Below are 16,615 nucleotides of genomic sequence, written 5' to 3' on the forward strand. Positions count from 1 at the left end.
GATTCGTCTCGGATCTGGGCTACATTGCGCAGGTGAGTGAAAATCTCGATCGCGTCGATCGCTTGATCATCGACGAGCTTGTCTCCGATGGCCGCGCCACTTTGGCGACGTTGGCGGAGAAAGCTTCCCTGTCCGTCTCGGCCGTTCAATCCAGAGTCCGGCGGCTGGAGTCCCGACGTGTCATCCGTGGGTACACGGCGCAGGTCGACCCGGAGGCCCTCGGCCGGCCGCTGTCGGCGTTCGTGGCCATCACTCCGATCGATCCGGCGCAACCGGACGATGCCCCCGCCCGGTTGAAGCATCTGTCGGCCATCGAGTCGTGCCACTCGGTTGCCGGTGAGGAAAGCTACGTTCTGCTCGTGCGGGTCGAGTCGCCGAGGGCGCTCGAGCGCTTGCTGCAGGAGATCCGCGCCACCGCCAACGTGCAGACGCGCAGCACGATCATTCTGCAGACGTTCTACGACCGCTGACCGCCCGCCACACCCGGTCCGACGACATGGGTAGGTCGTACAGTCGAGCGCCGACGGCGTCACGAATGGCGTTGGCCAGGGCCGGTGCCACGGGATTGTACGGAGACTCGCTCATCGACTTCGCACCGAACGGGCCCAGACGGTCGTAGGTGTCGGCGAACAGAACTTCGGTGCGAGGTATGTCCGCGAACTGCGGAACGTGGTAGCTACGAATCGAATCGGTGGTGACGAGACCGGCACCGTCGGTGCGGATCTCCTCGTACAGCGCGCTCCCGATCGCCTGGGCGACGCCGCCCTCGACCTGCCCACGGCACTGCTGCGGGTTCATCACGGTTCCGGCGTCGGCGCTCTGTACCGACTGCAGTATTTTCACGGTCCCGGTGTCCTCCTGGACCGCCACCCGGAACGCGTGCACATTGAACGCCAGCGAACGCGGCAGCCCGCCACTGTTGCCCTCGGTGACGAGGGAGCCTCCCGCCACCGCCAGAATGTCGTCGAGGGTGACGAAGCGATCTCCGCAGCGCACGCCCTCCGGTCCGAGTGTGCAGTCCGAATTTCGGTGCCCGGTCGCGGTGGCGGCCAGATCCAGAATGCGAGCCGACATCGCGCGAACCGCCGCATACAGGGCCTTGCCTGCCACCACAGTGCCCGCCGATCCGAAGGCACCCGTGTCGTACGTGACCGAGTCGGTATCGGATTGATCGACTTCGATGCGGTCGACGGACGTGCCGAGTTCACTCGCCGCGATCTGAGTGTGGACGGTGGTGGTTCCGTTGCCGAATTCCGCAGTCCCGACTCGTATCTCGTACCGACCCTCGGGCAGCAGTGCGACCGAGGTCTCGGCTCGGTGACCACGCGGCGGAATGGTCGCGATCATGGCCACCGCCATTCCTTCGCCGACCTTCCAGCCCGCCGGGGCGTGCTCGCCGTTGCCCCGTCGCAGAGCGGCTTCGGCCAGGTCGATGCACTGATCGAGGCCGTAACTGCCGAACTGCAGGTCGTCTTCTTCGTGATGGGCGGCCACGATGTCGTCGCCGGGGACGATCACGTTGCGTCTGCGGAACTCGAACGGGTCGACGTCGATCTCTCGCGCCAGATCGTCCATCGCCGATTCGATCGCGAACATCACCTGTCCCAATCCGTAGCCTCGGAACGCTCCGGACGGAATGTTGTTGGTGTACACGGTTTTTGCGTCGACTCGCTTGTTGGCGCACCGGTAGATCGCCACCGACTCGCCGCAACCGTGGAACATCACACCGGCACTGTGGTTCCCATAGGCACCGGCGTCGGTGAGAACGTCGATCGACAGGGCGGTCAGCGTACCGTCGGCGCTCGCGGCGGCCGTGACGTCGACGCGGAACGGATGGCGGCACGGCGACACGGTGAACTCGTCCGTGCGGGTGAACTCGAACTGCACCGGTCGACCGGTACGCAGTACCGCCAGAGCCACCACGTCTTCGGTGAGCAACTCCTGCTTGCCGCCGAATCCGCCGCCGACGCGCGCAGTGAACACGCGGACGCGGTCGCGTGCCAAACCGAAGATCTCGCAGATCTCGTCGCGCACCAGAAACGGAACCTGAGTGCTGGTGCGCAGATTCAGTTTTCCGGTCTCGTCCAACCAGCCGATGGTGCCGTGGGTTTCCAGGTGTACGTGCTGAATCCGTTGAGTGGTCCAGCGGCCGGTGACGACCGCCGCTGCGCTGCGAACGGCAGCGTCGACGTCCCCGGTACTGCCGTGCAGCTCGGCCACCAGATTGCGAGACGGATCCGCGATCCGAGCCGTGGCGTCCTTGTCGCCGTGGATCTTCGGCGCATCCGGTGCGAGCGAGGATTCCGGATCGAACACGGCGGGCAGCACGTCGTACTCGACGACAAGAGCGCGGCACCCCTCCTCGGCCGCTGCAACCGATTCTGCGACCACGATCGCCACTCGCTGGCCGATGAAGCGCACGACGGTGTCGAGAACATGGGTGTCGTCCGGATCGTCGACGCGGCGGTCGTGGCGGGCCGTCGAGAAGGCTGTCGCCGGGCTGTCTTTCGCAGTCAGGATCAGGTGCACCCCCGGTACCTGCTCCGCTGCGGTGGTATCGACGGAGACGATCCGGGCATGCGCGTGTGGACTCCCGAGAACACTGGCGTGCAGCAACCCGGGAGGGGTGTGGTCGAGTGTGTAGGGCTCGGTTCCGGTGACGATGCGCGTGCTGGCGGGTGCCGCGAGGGATCGTCCACACGCCGGGCCGTCGACGGACTTCTCGGTGTTGACCACCCCGCAGACGGCGTCGGACACGGCGCGATACCCGGTGCAGCGACACAGGTTTCCCTTCAGCCGTTCGGGAAGCTCGTCCAGATCTTCCTCGGTCAGCGTCGAGGCGGTGACGACCATTCCGGCAGTGCAGAACCCGCACTGGAAACCGGCGGCGTCGACGAATCGCCTCTGCATCGGATGGAGGTCGTCCGGTGTACCGAGCCCCGCGACGGTGGTGACGGACCGGTTGGCGGCACGGAACGCGGGAAAGATGCACGAGTGCACCGGTTCGCCGTCGACGAGCACCGAGCATGCGCCGCAGTCGCCCGCGTCGCATCCTTTCTTCACCTCGAAGTGGTCGTGTTCACGGAGCATGGTGCGCAGGCACTGACCGGGCCGCGGAGTGACATCGGTCGGTACACCGTTGATGTCTACGATCATGACAACTCCTCGCGAATCTGCTGCGCTGCAGTGCAACTGATGTGACGGCGCCAGTCCGGAGCCCCGTGGGGGTCGTCGTACCAGTGCTGGGGACCGATGGTGGCGGCGAGCGCGTCGTCGAGTTCGCCCGCCGTCGGCAGGCTCGGGAAGCGCAGAACGAACGGACGGACGGTCGACGCGCTGACGGTCAGAACGAATTCGCCGCCGTCGTCGACTCGCCCGATCACCACGGCGGCCGATCGCCCGAGCGGTGACAGTGCGAGCTTGCGCATCGCCGTTCTGGACCGGAGCGCGTGCAATGGAATATCGATGCTGCGCAGCACGTCTCCCGATCGAAGTGCGTTGGCGTGCGGGCCCGTGACCAGATCAGCGATCGCGATGCGGTAGTCGTGATCGGGCCCGTCACCCGACCACACCTGCCCGACACCGTCGAGGGCGGCGGTCAACGAGATCATCGCTCCGGCAGGCAGGGCCAGCGCGATGTTGCCGCCGACGGTGGCGGTCTTCCAGATCTTGAACGAGGCCAACAACGCTGCTGCGCAGCGGGGAAACAATGCGGTGGCCGGCCACGGAGAGGTGTAGCGCGCCAAAGTCTCGATGGTGCAGGTCGCCGCGATCTCGAGCCCGGTCTCGGTGACGGTCAACGGCTCCCAGCCCAGGGCAGTGACATCGACGAGGGTGGCCAAGTGGTCCTGCTTCTCCGAGAACAGCCAGGTACCGCCGGCAAGGACCGCGGTGTCCGCGCGTCCGGGCGGAAGGTCCGCGCGGGAGCCGGGAAGCAGAATGTCGTCGACAGTGCCGAGATCCATGGCCTTCGTTCACCTCGTTCTCGCCGGCAGATCCACCACGCCGGCAGATCGACCACCCGATGTGTCATCTCGAACTGTAGTGAGTATCTGTTACCGATCTTCGGTCGTCCGGCGATACGCCCGAAACTCGGAGGAAACAACCCACACATACTGTTTCTTCCTACGAGCTCAGCTGTTTCGAGCACGCTCAGCGAGGGCCGGGGCCGGGGGAGGAACAGCACAGTGCAGGTCAAGGACTTGCTCGACGCCACGCAGCTCGGCATTCGATTGCTCACCTCCGATCCGGACGCCCTGGGTCGCACGCTGCGATGGACGTACACGACCGACCTGCCGGACCCGTCGCGCTACATCGCGGGTGGCGAACTGGTGATCACCGGCCTCGTGTGGCATCGGACGGCCGCAGACAGCGAGGTGTTCGTCCGGGCCGTCACCGAATCAGGGGCCTCGGCACTGGCCGCCGGTGAAGGGCTGCTCGGTCACATTCCACCGGACCTGGTCGACGCATGCGAGCGGCACGGACTACCCCTGCTCGCGGTACCCGACACCGTCTCGTTCGGTGAGGTGACCGAGTTTCTCGTCGGCCGTGTCACCGGAGATCGCATCGCCTCGCTGAACACCTCGCTCGTCCGGCAACGCCAGCTGCTCACCGCGATCGCGGACGGCAGAGCCCTCGACGAGTTGGCGCTGCACACCTCGAGGGAAACCGGGATGGCGTGTCTGATCTTCACGGCGACCGGACGTCGGCTCGTGGCCGAGGTCTCGGCGTTCTCCGACGCCGACGTGGACACGCTGACCCACGCTGCGCTGTCCTCCGAAAGACTGCCCACGACAACCACTCTCAGTGACGGCGATGTGTACAGCATCTTCGGAATCGGGCCGTCGCTCGTGCAGCGGACCACGCGATGGTTTCTCGCGGTCGCCGGAGACATGGCGACGTTCCCACCCGCCATCGCCGATGCGTTCGGCCAGCTCGCCGCCATCGCCGCGCTCGATCGTGCTCGACGCGAGGAGGGACGGCTGGTCCGACGCGAAATAGCCGACCAGGCAGTGGCGTTGATCGAAGCCGACAGCACCAGACCCGAAGCCCTGACGCGGCTGCGCCAGGCAGGAGTCGACCCGGACCGCTCGCTGGTCGTCGTCAGGGTCGTCCACAGCGGACGGATCGACCTGCGCGAGATGCTGCGTACGGTTCTCAGCGACACTCTGACCTCCTTCGGTGGGGGTTGTGTCGGGTGCAGCACGCACGGGGACATCGTCGCTGTCGTGAACACCGACGATCCGAACTTCACACAGACACTACGAACCCGATTGACTCGCTTGGGTTCCGGCATCGGGCACAGCCGGCTGCTGGTGGGGGTAAGTTCCGAAGCGACCGGGATCACCATCGACGGCGCGCTGCGATCGGCCCGTCACGCACTCGAAGTCAGCAGGCAAGGGTCCAGCCCGGTGACCGTCACCGCGGGGGCCCAGCTGACATCGGCTGTGTCGATGCTCTCGGCTCTGCCGGACGACGTCCGTCGGTCCTTCGTCGAACACGTTCTCGCTCCGCTGCTCGACTACGACCGGCGCACCGATGCCGGACTCACGGACACCCTCCGCGAGTTCCTGGCCACCGGTGGATCGTGGAATCGAACAGCCGAGTCGTTGCACGTCCACCTCAACACCGTGCGGTACCGAATCAAGCGCGTCGAGGAATTGCTGGGCCGCGATCTGAGTTCCACCTCGGACCGGCTCGATGTCTACCTCGCGCTTCAATCCATCCCGCGTTCGTCGGCCACCGGGGCCGCATAGGATCGAACGATGACTGGCTTCACCGGAATACCCTTCGCGGCCCTGGACTTCTACGAGGACCTCGAAGCCGACAACAGCAAGCTCTGGTGGAGCGAGCACAAGGATGTCTACGACAATGCGGTCAAGGGACCGATGACCGCGTTGCTCGCGACACTCGAACCGGAGTTCGGTACTGCCAAGGTCTTCCGCCCCTACCGTGACGTTCGCTTCTCGAAGGACAAAACCCCGTACAAGACCCATCAGGGCGGATTCGTCGCTCGCGGCGACAGCCTGGGCTACTACGTCCAGATCGACCCCGCCGGATTGTTCGTCGCAGGCGGCTTCTACAACTCCTCGACCGACGGCGTTGCCCGCTACCGCCGCACCGTCGACGACGACGTCCGCGGAGCCGAGCTCGAGCGGATATTGGCGACGTTGACCAAGGCCGGATACGAGATCGGCGGCGACAAGCTCAAGACCAAGCCGCGGGGATACGAGCTCGACCACCCGCGCATCGACCTCTTGCGCCACAAGTCACTCACCGCGGGCAAGCATTTCGGCTCACCCGCGTGGCTCGAGACACCCAAGGCCGCGACGAAGGTGCGCGATGCCTGGCGAGCTCTCGCACCGTTGGTGGAGTGGACTGCGGCACTGCACACATGAGCTGAGCGCACTATCCGACGACAGAGTATGTCCGCCAAGCACTTCCAGCGTCCGGGGCATCCTCGCGTTCGACGGTTGCCTGAATCAGACCGTACGGCCGATCGTCCGCGTTGAACACCTCGAGATTGTTCTCGATGCCGAACTTGCCCAGGTCGTAGACGAAGTGATGCTTGTTCGGTGCGGACATGGTGATCTCGGCGATGAACGGATACTTCTCCAGCACCGCCTCGCCCATGGCGTAGAGGGTCTGCTGGAGGGCCAGCGACTGTAGATTGGCGAACCGCTCGATCATCGCCGCCTTCACGCCCGCGTAGACGGCGTCCCACTCGACGTCGGTGGTGGTGTATCGCCACTGCGCTGTCAGCGATGTCGCCATCACCCGGTCGGTCGTGGGCTCGAGAATCGTCAGGTCGTCCTCGAGGAATCCGTGGAACTCCGAGCCCGTGGACTTGAGGATCACCATCTCCTTGAAGCCGCTGATCACCCACGTCTGCTGCGCGTCACCCTTGCCCTCGACGGTCACCGCCGACGTACGGATCTCCTCACCCTTGCGTGTCCACGTGTGATCGTGCTCGACGCCGTCGATCACCGCCCGAGCCCAGGCGTATTCCTCGAGTTCGATGCGGGCACCGTCGACGGGCTCCACGTCGTCGACGTAGTGACGAGCCAGATCGAGGCCGTAACTCTCCAGGTGCAGTAGGCCCTTGGTCTTGGCGTACGCATAGGCGGTCTGCTTCTGGGTGTCGGTGGGAAGCACATTGGACTGATCGCCCACCAGGTGCGCGGGAGAGAAATCGCCACGCAGAGCGCTCGACACGTTGATGTCATGGATCTCGTGCCGGGGCGAGTCCCGATAGATCCGCACCACGCGGTTCTCCGCCTTGCCGTACTGATTGGATCCGAGGACGATCTTTCCGGTCAGGTCGGTCATGTCAGCTCCCGCGATAGGTCGAATAAGCGAAGGGGGACAACAGCAATGGGACGTGATAGTGAGCATCGGGATCGGCGACGGTGAAGGAGATCGACACTTCGGGGTAGAAGCTCGGTGTCTTCGTCGCCTCGAAGTAGTCGCCGGTGTCGAACGAGAGTCGGTAGATGCCCGGATCGATCGGCCCCGGTACGACTTCCCCGATGCGTCCGTCCCCGTCCGTGGTGGCGGTGGAGATCTCGCCCTTCTCGGGGTGGAACAGCCGCACCCGCATTCCCACCGCGGGTGTTCCCGAGGTGGCGTCGAGTACGTGCGTCGACAGCCCGGTCACTGCTCCGGACCCAGCATGCGGCCGAGGCGAATTCGATTGATCTTGGCCAGTTCCACGCGGAGCACCCGTCTTTCGGTTTCGGCATCGTTGTCGAGCCTCTCCTCGAGGATAGCGAGCAGGTCCTCCGCGGATCTGCCGGTGGCGCACACCAGGTAGACGTGCCCGAACTTCTCCTCGTACGCACGGTTTCCCGCCGCCAACTTCTCGCGTACCTCGGTACCCGCAGTCGTCACCGCAGCCTGCTCACGTTTCGACGACGGGTTGTCGGCCTTACCGCCGATCCGTGGATGGCCGTCGAGCGCGTGGTCGATCTCCGCCTCGGGTAGCTCGGCGAGCACTCGATCTGCTCTGTCCAACAGCAGGTCTCGACTGTCGAAGGGGCGACCCTGGGCCACTCGACGGGCCCAGATCGACGATGCGCAGCACTCGTAGAGAGCATGCATCGCCTGCCGATCACTGAGTCGATTGAACCCGTCGAGCCCTATCCATTCGTGCAGCACATCTCGCTCGCTATCTGAAGTCGTTGATGCGCCCGAACCGCGCGGCGGCGATCGGGTTGGCATCGGCCACGAGATCGTCGAATCGGTAGTTCGCGATCTTGGCAATCTCGATCATCGCGAACGACCGCTCCGCCGACGGTGCGTTCTCGACGCGCGACCACCCGTTGGCCAGGACTCGATCGTAACGCTCCGTCTCCCGTGCACAGATCACCAGCGGGAAGCCGAAGTGCTCGCGGTATTCGGCGGCGAGTTGGACGATGTTGTCGTGCTCGTCCTCCTCCAGGTTGGACAGGCCGACGTGGTCCGCTGCGTTGAGGGTGCCGGTGGCGTCCTCGCTACCGAGATCGGGGTAGCTGTTGATCAGCTCGATCTGTTCCTCGGTGGTGCCGGCCAACAGTGCCTCCTGGAACGCCTCGCGCAGACCGTGTGCATCGGCGAAAGGCCGCTGCTGGTAGGCGCGTTCGACCACCCACGGCGTGCCCTGCACCAAGCCCCCGAACGTGGCAGCGAAGTCCTCGGAGGACATCTCGTTGACCTTGTCGAGGGTGATGCCCTTACCCGGACCACCGGCGACGGCCTGCCCACGATTGCCGATGTGGAAGAACAAGACGTTGAGCACGATTGCCGAGACCGCGCCGAGAACGATGCCACTGCCGAACAACATTTCGAGCCAGGCGGGCACACCCTCGGAGACCGTCGGTTGAATGGTCACGAGCATCGCGAGACCGAGGCTCGTGGCGACGATGATCAGGTTGCGGTGATCGGTGAAGTCCACCTTCGACAGGGTCTGGATTCCGACCACGGCGACGGTCGCGAACAGGGCGAGCGCGGCTCCGCCGAGCACCGGCGGCGGAATGGATGCCACGACGGCTGCCGTCTTGGGTAGCAGGCCCAGAAGAATCATGATGCCGCCTGCCGTGGCCACCACCCAACGGCTGCGCACGCCGGTCAGGCGCACCAGGCCGACGTTCTCGGAGAAGGCCGTGTACGGGAACGAGTTGAACGTACCGCCGATGACGGTGGCCACTCCGTCCGCGCGCAGGGTTGCTGCGATGTCGTCCTTCTTGATGCGCTTGCCGACGATCTCACCCGTCGCGTACACACTGCCGGTGGTTTCCACGGCGATGATCAGCATGACGACGATCATCGAAATGATCGCGATGACACTGAATTTGGGCACACCGAACAGGAAGGGCTGCGTGAAGCCGATCCAGGACGCGTCGGAGGTGCCGTCGAAGTTCATGTCTCCCAACGCGAATGCGACGGCGCTGCCGATCACCAGGCCCAGAAGCACGGCGATGGTGGCCATGAAGCCCTTGAAGAATCGTTGGATCAGCACGATGATCAGCAGCGTGCCGATCGCGTACGCCATCCACCGTCCGTTTGTCGGATCCTGTTCGTGAGTAGCAGGATTGGTCACCGCATCGTTGACGGCGACCGGGAGCAACGCCACACCGATGATCGTGATGACGGTGCCGGTCACCACCGGTGGGAAGAAGCGCAGCAGCCTACTGAAGTACGGTGCCATGAAGAACGTGACGAGCCCGGCGACGATGACGGCACCGTAGACGTACAGCAACCCCTCGGTGCCGCCGCCGTTCGCCATCGCGATCGCGATCACCGGAGAGACACCGGCGAACGTCACGCCCTGCAGGAGCGGCAGACGGACACCGATCTTCCAGAATCCGACCGATTGAATGATCGACGCGATGCCGCAGGTGAACAGATCCGCATTGATCAGGTGAATCAACTGCTCGTTGGTCAGTCCGATCGCGCTGCCGATGATGATCGGCACCAAGACAGCGCCTGCGTAGAACGCGACGACATGTTGAAACCCGTAGGCGGCAAGTTTCGGAACGGGGAGCACTTCGTCGACAGGATGGACACGTTTGCGTGTGGTGGGCTTGACGGACATGGGTGGGCACCTCGCGGAAGCAACAGGGCAGGATTCCTGCGACGCTGCAGGAGAAGTGCACTAAGAATCAGCCATCACGCCTATCCTCGCTAGTCGAGCGAGCACAAACTTCGGGGCGGACTCGACGTGGACGTTGTGCGAACATCCAAGACTCCACCCACCAGTGAAAGGAGCGACCGTGTCGGACCTTGCCGTCGGAGTGCTACTCGCCGCCGGTGCCGGAACGCGATACGGATCGCCCAAAGTGCTCGCCCACGACGGGCTGTGGCTGAGGACGGCGGTGCAGGCATTGCGCGACGGCGGCTGTGATCGCGTGGTCGTGGTGCTGGGCGCGGCGGATGCGCCCGTGCCCGACGGCGTGATCGCGGTGCACACACCCGACTGGCACCAGGGCATGAGCGCCTCCTTCATCACCGGGCTGTCGGCGGCATCGGACGCGGAGTACGCGGTGGTGCACGTGGTCGATACGCCGGACGTGGGACCCGAGGTGGTGCAGGCAGTACTCGCCGCAGCGCGGGAAACAGGTCTTGCCAGGGCCGTGTTCGACGGCCGTCCCGGACATCCGGTCGTTCTGGCGCGTCGACATGTCGACGCAGCCGTGGCATCGGCGTCGGGAGACGCCGGTGCCCGGGACTTCCTGCGGGGAAGAGACGACGTGATTGCCGTCGAATGTTCGCAATGGGCAACGGGAATCGACCACGACTATCGGTGAGCGGCACCGTCGGCGGTAGCGTGAAAGTCATGGAGCGGCGCATTCCCGATCGCACAGTGGATGCCATCCGCGCCGCGGTCGTGCTCGAAGACTTGATCGGCGAGCGGACGCCACTCGTCCGCACGGGACTGGACTCGATGAAGGCCCTGTGTCCGGTGCACGGTGAGCGGACACCCAGTCTGCATGTGCGACCGAGCCGGCAACGTTTTCACTGTTTCGGGTGCGGAGCAGGAGGCGACGTGTTCGATTTCATCCAGGCGGTCGACGGGGTCAGCAGGATCGAATCGGTCGAACTTCTGGCGAACCGAGTCGGCCTCGTCATCGACTTCGAGGATCGGGGCCAGTAGAAGCGTCCCCGCGGGGACGCTTCCGTCCGAGAATTCGGGCGGCAACGGCGTCGATCATGCCGTCGAACTGGTGACCACCGGTTGGTAACTCGATCACTGTCGCCGACGGGAGAGCCGTCGAGTTCAGCGCGAGGTGAGAAACGGGAACTACGTCGTCGTCCCGGCAGTGGACAAGCGTCAGGTCGGTCTCGGGTTCCGGGTCGGTGAACGCGTAGTCGGCGACGTCCCACCCACACGGAGTCCAGTCCGGCATCGCCAGCAGAGTGGCCTGCATGGGCCATCGGCGGCGATGTTCTGCCAGGACCCTGACGAGGATCGATGCGCCGAAGGAATGCGCCACCACCGAATCCTCCGGTCCGAGCCGGTCCAGGTGTTGCCGAACCGGTCCGGCCCAGTCCTCGAAACCCATGGCGGTGTCGGACAGCTCCGGCATCCGAACGTCGAGACGCAGAGCCCTGGCCAGCCCGTGCGCCAGCTCCGCGTCGTCGAAAAATCTGCCGGCACCGTGAACGAACAGAAGTCGACCGACCATGCTGGGGTCCTTTCCGCGGCAATGCTGTCATCGGAGAAGACCGAATCGCGGTCGTGAAATCACCGGTTGACTCGGATTCGGGCGCCGTGCAAGCACCGACCACGGAGGCCGCGGAGTGTATTTCCGCGACCCGACCGGGCACTTCTTCGAGATGCTGACGCACTCGTACTTGCCGACGCCGGGTGAGCCGGTACCGTAGCCACTGTGGCCGAGCACCAGCATGTTTCGATGACGAGAGCCGCCTACGACACCGTTGCCGAGAGCTACGCAGACATCGTTCGCGACGAACTCGACGGCCGACATCTCGAGCACGGATTGTTGGCTACGTTCGCAGCCCGGGTTACGAGCGGACAGGTGCTGGAGGTGGGGTGTGGATCCGGCCGCATCACCGAGCAGCTGTACCGCCTCGGCCTCGACGTAGCGGGGATGGATTTGTCGCCCAACATGATCGAGGTCGCTCGGCGCGAACATCCGCACCTGCGATTCGGTGTCGGGTCGATGGAGGCACTGGACGCGGGGGAGAGTTCCGTTGCCGGGATCGTCGCCTGGTACTCGATCATCCACACTCCTCCCACGCAGCTGCCTGCGGTGTTCGCCGAACTGCATCGAGCGCTGACGCCGAACGGTCCACTGCTACTGGCGTTTCAAGCCGGCAACGAGCGAGTGCGACTCGAACATGTTTATGGACACTCGGTCTCGTACGACGCGTACCGACTCGACCCCGACGCGGTCGCGGGCATGCTCGTCGAGGCCGACTTCGAGGTGGACGTGCGCGTGCATCGTGCTCCGATGGGATACGAGTCGACATCGCAGGCATTTCTGATAGCACGTAAAAGGAACACCATCGGACCCGACGACCGGTAGCGTCGGTCGGGCGAAAGGTGGCTGTCGATGTCGATCACGGTGACCCACACGTCGGCCGCAGTGCTGTCCGTTCTGGTCGGAGCAGTGGTTCTGTTCGCCCGCAAAGGCACCGTTTTTCATCGGGCGTGTGGACGCACGTACGTCGTAGCGATTCTGGTGATGATCGTGGCGTCCTTCTTCGTCACCGAGATCGGTGACGGATGGAGCGTGTTCCACGCGGTCTCGATCCTGACAGCCGCGCTGGTGCTGTTCGGCTGGTGCCAGCCCTTGTTCGGGCGCTCTCGTACGGGTTGGGTGCGGCGGCACATGCTGTCGATGCAACTGTCCTATCTGGTGCTGATCGTGACCGGAACGGCCCAGTTCTTCGACCGTCTGCCTCTACCGAACGACGCACTCAACGCCATCGTCTTTCTGCAGTTGCCCCTGATGGTCGGGATCGTGGCTATCGTCCGACGTAGTCGACGACCGACCGGCTTCCACGATTCGCTACCGTCGTCTCCGTGATTCTCGGACCGAACGATGCAGTGTCCCGTCGCCCCGCGAGGATCGTCGTTGCTGGGACATCCGGTTCCGGGAAAACGACGCTGTCTGCCCGTCTCGGATCGATTCTGGGAATCGAACACATCGAGATCGACAGCCTCTATCACGGGCCGAATTGGACGCCGCGTGCGACGTTCGAGTCCGACGTGGAGGAGTTCATCGCACGCCCGTCGTGGGTCACCGAGTGGCAGTACGGCGTTGTGCGCGATCGCCTCGCAGATCGTGCGGATCTGCTCTTGTGGCTCGACTTGCCACGTCGAACAGTCATGCGGCAGGTGATGTTTCGGACGCTACGCCGCAGACTCGGTAGGCGCGAGCTGTGGAACGGCAACTTCGAACCGTCACTGCACCGCATCTTCTTCGACCGCGACCACGTCGTTCGATGGGCATGGAACACGTACCGGTCGACTGCCGAGCGAGTGCAGCGACTGAGTGTGCGCCGCCCGGAGCTGACGATCGTTCGCTTCCGTTCGCATAGGGACGTGGACGCGTGGATTGCGCACCAGCTGATTCCTCTGACCCGATAACTGTCGTCAGCAGCCCAATTGTGTTGCGAAAGAATCGATCGAGTCGGCGCTGTGAGTCCAGTCGGATTCCGCGGCGAGGTCGGTGGTCTGACTCGGCCCGTGTTCGAGCGGACGGGCGACGAATGCCGTTGCGAAGCCGCAGTCGGCAGCGGCAGCGAGGTCACTGTTGTGTGCGGCGACCATCATGCATTCGCTCGGCTCGAGACCCAGAATGTCCGCGGTGCGGAGATACGCGTCGGGCAGGGGCTTGTACGTCTGTACCGGTTCTGCGCCGAGGATCGCGTCCCATGGCAGTCCGGCATTCTTGGCCATGTCCAACAGCAACGAGATGTTGCCGTTGGAGAGCGGGGCGATGATGAAATCGGTACGCAGTCGCGTGAGCCCTGGCACCGAGTCCGGCCACGGATCCAATCGATGCCACGCGTGATTCAAGGACGCGACATCACTCTCGTCGAGCCTAATGTCGAACTCCGACAGTACGACTCGAAGCGACTCGAGATGGAGTACATCGAGCCGGGTGAACGGTCGACTGCCCGATCGAACCTGTTCCATCGCCGGTTGATACAGGCTGCGCCAGCGGTCGGCGAATGCATGACTGTCGACGTCGGGACCACACACGGATTCGACCTCGCGGGCCACGCTGGTGCGCCAATCGACCACTGTGCCGAACACATCGAACAGAAGCGCCTTCAACGATCCCTCTTCTTTTTCTTCTTTTTCTCGTCCTTGGAATGGCCGCCTGCCGACAGCAGCGCACCCGCCAGTGGAATGAGAAGGAAGAAGAGCCACTTCTGATCGAAGTCGGTGAGGAAGAACAATGCCAGTGAACCGAAGATGACCAGGGGCATCACCACTGCGCGCCAATCGATTCCGGCACCGCCCTCGGTCGGTGCCGGAGACTTCCCGAGCTGGGCGGGCGTGTGCGACGTCGAAGCAGCGGGGAGATCGACGAAGACCTTGTCGATCTCCCCACGCGTCGTCGCCGACGCAACGACGGCGCTGCGCTCGTCGAATTCGGGCACAGTCAGCCGACCCTCACTGAAGTGCAGACTCAGTGCCTCGAGGGCCTTCTCCCGATCGGCCGTACCGATCCGAATTTCCGGAAGCTCGGACATCGCTACGTCATTTGATCTCTGCGAGGACGGTGCCTTGGGTGATGGCGTCGCCTGCGGTGACGGTCAGGCCGGTGATGGTGCCTGCTTTGTGGGCGTTGACGGGGTTTTCCATTTTCATCGCTTCGAGGACGGCGATGAGGTCACCGGCGTCGACGGTTTGGCCTTCGTCGACGGCGACTTTGACCACGGTGCCCTGCATCGGTGCGGTCACCGAGTCTCCGGATGCCGCTCCTGCTCCGGCTCCGCCGCGGGTGCGGGCTTTGGGTTTGCGGCGCACCGCTCCTGCAGGTCCGCCGCCGTTACCGCCGAGGGACAGTTCCCCGGGCAGGGACACCTCGACACGGCGGCCGCCGACCTCGACGACCACGGACTGCCTCGGCAGGACCTCGTCCTCGTCGATGGGTTGCCCGGCGGTGAACGGGGGGACCTGGTTGTCCCATTCGGTTTCGATCCAGCGGGTGTGCACCGAGAACGACTCCCCGTCGCCGATGAACGCCGGATCGGAGACCACGGCGGCATGGAACGGAATCACCGTGGCAAGTCCTTCGACGGTGAACTCCGCGAGCGCCCGACGCGACCGCGCGAGCGCTTCCTCGCGGGTCGCTCCGGTGACGATGAGCTTGGCGAGCATCGAGTCGAACTGGCCTCCGATCACACTGCCGGATTCGACACCGGAATCGACGCGAACACCGGGTCCCGACGGGGCGGTGAAGGTGGTGACCGGTCCGGGGGCGGGCAGGAAGCCGCGTCCGGCGTCTTCGCCGTTGATCCGGAACTCGAACGAGTGGCCTCGCGGCTCGGGGTCTTCGGTGATGGACAGTTCTTCGCCGTTGGCGATGCGGAACTGCTGCAGCACCAGGTCGATGCCGGAGGTTTCCTCGGTGACGGGATGCTCGACCTGCAGGCGGGTGTTGACCTCCAAGAAGCTCACGAGCCCGTCCTGGCCGACGAGGTACTCCACCGTGCCGGCACCGTAGTAGCCGGCTTCGAGGCAGATGGCCTTCGCCGACGAATGGATCTCCTTGCGTTGGGCGTCGGTGAGGAACGGGGCCGGTGCTTCCTCGACGAGTTTCTGGAAGCGGCGTTGCAGGGAGCAGTCGCGGGTGCCGGCGACGACGACGTTGCCGTGGGTGTCGGCGATGACCTGCGCTTCGACGTGGCGCGGCTTGTCGAGGTACCGCTCGACGAAGCATTCCCCGCGCCCGAACGCGGCGACGGCTTCGCGGGTGGCGGAGTCGAACAGTTCGGGGATTTCCTCGCGGGTGCGGGCCACTTTCATGCCGCGGCCGCCGCCACCGAACGCGGCCTTGATCGCGATCGGCAGACCGTGTTCGTCGGCGAAGGCGAGGATCTCGTCGGCGTCCTTGACCGGCTCGGACGTGCCGGGGACCGAGGGAGCTTTGGCGCGGGCGGCGATGTGGCGGGCGGTGACCTTGTCGCCGAGGTCGCGGATCGACTGCGGGGACGGGCCGATCCAGATCAGGCCGGCATCGATCACGGCCTGCGCGAACTCGGCGTTCTCGGAGAGGAATCCGTAGCCGGGGTGGATGGCGTCGGCCCCGGACTTGGCGGCGGCGTCGAGGATCTTGTCGATCACCAGATACGACTCCGCCGAGGTCTGCCCGCCGAGCGCGAACGCTTCGTCGGCAAGGCGTACGAACGGGGCATCGGCATCGGGCTCGGCATACACAGCGACACTGGCCAACCCGGCATCGGCGGCCGCCCGGATCACCCGCACCGCGATCTCACCACGATTGGCGACAAGAACCTTGGTGATCTGAGCACTGGCATGGCTGGGCACTGAGCCTCCTACAGATGTATTTCTCGCGTGCTTCGTTACGAACGTCACGTCGGAGTCTAAGCACCGGCGCTGTCATCGCTGCAATCGGTCCGCACAGCTGCAGCG

The 16,615-nt window shown here is 64.7% G+C and carries 18 protein-coding genes; 8 read left to right on the forward strand and 10 right to left on the reverse strand.

Annotated features, from left to right (window positions below; all coding sequences use genetic code 11):
* Positions 1–32 precede the first annotated feature (32 nt).
* Positions 33–470, forward strand: coding sequence for an Lrp/AsnC family transcriptional regulator (locus CH302_RS22235; protein WP_032376860.1), 438 nt, complete (start codon positions 33–35; stop codon positions 468–470).
* Here the strand turns inward: CH302_RS22235 and CH302_RS22240 are convergent.
* The gene (locus tag CH302_RS22240) at positions 442–3,156 is read right to left on the reverse strand and encodes a molybdopterin-dependent oxidoreductase (protein ID WP_037188094.1); all 2,715 of its coding nucleotides are present in this window, start codon (positions 3,154–3,156) and stop codon (positions 442–444) included. The genes CH302_RS22235 and CH302_RS22240 overlap by 29 nt on opposite strands.
* Positions 3,153–3,965 carry an FAD binding domain-containing protein gene (locus CH302_RS22245; RefSeq protein ID WP_037188091.1) on the reverse strand — a complete coding sequence of 271 codons (813 nt, stop codon included), beginning with the start codon at positions 3,963–3,965 and terminating at the stop codon, positions 3,153–3,155. Before CH302_RS22245 ends, CH302_RS22240 begins: the two co-directional genes overlap by 4 nt.
* A 222-nt stretch (positions 3,966–4,187) precedes the next feature.
* Here CH302_RS22245 and CH302_RS22250 point away from each other — a divergent pair, with 222 nt between their 5' ends.
* Both CH302_RS22250 and CH302_RS22255 read left to right on the forward strand, forming a co-directional pair.
* Positions 4,188–5,756 (forward strand): PucR family transcriptional regulator, encoded by a 1,569-nt coding sequence (locus CH302_RS22250; protein ID WP_037188089.1) that lies wholly within the window; start codon positions 4,188–4,190, stop codon positions 5,754–5,756.
* 9 nt (positions 5,757–5,765) lie between these two features.
* A complete protein-coding gene (locus CH302_RS22255; protein ID WP_037188088.1) occupies positions 5,766–6,398 on the forward strand; it encodes a DUF2461 domain-containing protein in 633 nt (210 codons plus the stop codon).
* A gap of 10 nt (positions 6,399–6,408) precedes the next feature.
* On the opposite strand, the gene pucL is transcribed toward CH302_RS22255, so the two are convergent.
* The 4 genes from pucL to uraD (CH302_RS22275) are packed head-to-tail and all read right to left on the reverse strand — an operon-like array spanning position 6,409 to position 10,072.
* Positions 6,409–7,329, reverse strand: coding sequence for a factor-independent urate hydroxylase (gene pucL, locus CH302_RS22260; RefSeq protein WP_037188086.1), 921 nt, complete (start codon positions 7,327–7,329; stop codon positions 6,409–6,411).
* Position 7,330: 1 nt separating this feature from the next.
* Positions 7,331–7,657, reverse strand: coding sequence for a hydroxyisourate hydrolase (uraH, locus tag CH302_RS22265; RefSeq protein WP_037188084.1), 327 nt, complete (start codon positions 7,655–7,657; stop codon positions 7,331–7,333).
* Positions 7,654–8,157: a 2-oxo-4-hydroxy-4-carboxy-5-ureidoimidazoline decarboxylase gene (gene uraD / locus CH302_RS22270; RefSeq protein ID WP_037188083.1), complete on the reverse strand. Its 504-nt coding sequence runs from the start codon at positions 8,155–8,157 to the stop codon at positions 7,654–7,656. Before uraD (CH302_RS22270) ends, uraH begins: the two co-directional genes overlap by 4 nt.
* 10 nt (positions 8,158–8,167) lie before the next feature.
* Positions 8,168–10,072, reverse strand: coding sequence for a 2-oxo-4-hydroxy-4-carboxy-5-ureidoimidazoline decarboxylase (uraD, locus tag CH302_RS22275; RefSeq protein WP_037188082.1), 1,905 nt, complete (start codon positions 10,070–10,072; stop codon positions 8,168–8,170).
* Positions 10,073–10,250: 178 nt separating this feature from the next.
* Between uraD (CH302_RS22275) and CH302_RS22280 the strand changes: the two genes are divergently transcribed.
* Together CH302_RS22280 and CH302_RS22285 are read left to right on the forward strand one after the other, a co-directional pair.
* Entirely contained in the window at positions 10,251–10,784 is a 534-nt protein-coding gene (locus CH302_RS22280; RefSeq protein ID WP_037188951.1) for a nucleotidyltransferase family protein, read from the forward strand.
* A complete protein-coding gene (locus CH302_RS22285; protein ID WP_037188079.1) occupies positions 10,781–11,131 on the forward strand; it encodes a CHC2 zinc finger domain-containing protein in 351 nt (116 codons plus the stop codon). Before CH302_RS22280 ends, CH302_RS22285 begins: the two co-directional genes overlap by 4 nt.
* On the opposite strand, the gene CH302_RS22290 is transcribed toward CH302_RS22285, so the two are convergent.
* Positions 11,103–11,663, reverse strand: a complete 561-nt coding sequence (locus tag CH302_RS22290; RefSeq protein WP_037188078.1) for an alpha/beta fold hydrolase — start codon at positions 11,661–11,663, stop codon at positions 11,103–11,105. The genes CH302_RS22285 and CH302_RS22290 overlap by 29 nt on opposite strands.
* Before the next feature lie 228 nt (positions 11,664–11,891).
* Here CH302_RS22290 and CH302_RS22300 point away from each other — a divergent pair, with 228 nt between their 5' ends.
* From CH302_RS22300 to CH302_RS22310, 3 genes are read left to right on the forward strand one after another with little or no spacing between them, the layout of a single operon-like run.
* On the forward strand, positions 11,892–12,527 hold the full coding sequence (locus tag CH302_RS22300; protein WP_037188948.1) for a class I SAM-dependent DNA methyltransferase: 636 nt from the start codon (positions 11,892–11,894) through the stop codon (positions 12,525–12,527).
* Positions 12,528–12,554: 27 nt separating this feature from the next.
* Positions 12,555–13,031 (forward strand): DUF2306 domain-containing protein, encoded by a 477-nt coding sequence (locus CH302_RS22305; RefSeq protein ID WP_052047357.1) that lies wholly within the window; start codon positions 12,555–12,557, stop codon positions 13,029–13,031.
* A complete protein-coding gene (locus tag CH302_RS22310) occupies positions 13,028–13,594 on the forward strand; it encodes an ATPase AAA (protein WP_037188074.1) in 567 nt (188 codons plus the stop codon). The genes CH302_RS22305 and CH302_RS22310 overlap by 4 nt, the downstream gene beginning before the upstream one ends.
* Positions 13,595–13,600: 6 nt before the next feature.
* Here CH302_RS22310 and CH302_RS22315 read toward each other — a convergent pair whose 3' ends face one another.
* The 3 genes from CH302_RS22315 to CH302_RS22325 are packed head-to-tail and all read right to left on the reverse strand — an operon-like array spanning position 13,601 to position 16,510.
* Complete coding sequence (locus CH302_RS22315; protein WP_037188072.1) at positions 13,601–14,287, reverse strand: haloacid dehalogenase type II; 687 nt, start codon at positions 14,285–14,287, stop codon at positions 13,601–13,603.
* Positions 14,284–14,709: a DUF1707 SHOCT-like domain-containing protein gene (locus tag CH302_RS22320; RefSeq protein ID WP_037188069.1), complete on the reverse strand. Its 426-nt coding sequence runs from the start codon at positions 14,707–14,709 to the stop codon at positions 14,284–14,286. The genes CH302_RS22315 and CH302_RS22320 overlap by 4 nt, the downstream gene beginning before the upstream one ends.
* Before the next feature lie 7 nt (positions 14,710–14,716).
* Complete coding sequence (locus CH302_RS22325; protein ID WP_094650037.1) at positions 14,717–16,510, reverse strand: acetyl/propionyl/methylcrotonyl-CoA carboxylase subunit alpha; 1,794 nt, start codon at positions 16,508–16,510, stop codon at positions 14,717–14,719.
* Between the last annotated feature and the right edge of the window lie 105 nt (positions 16,511–16,615).

Origin of the sequence: Rhodococcus sp. 15-2388-1-1a, assembly GCF_002259145.1 — a bacterium.
Lineage (GTDB): Bacteria > Actinomycetota > Actinomycetes > Mycobacteriales > Mycobacteriaceae > Rhodococcoides.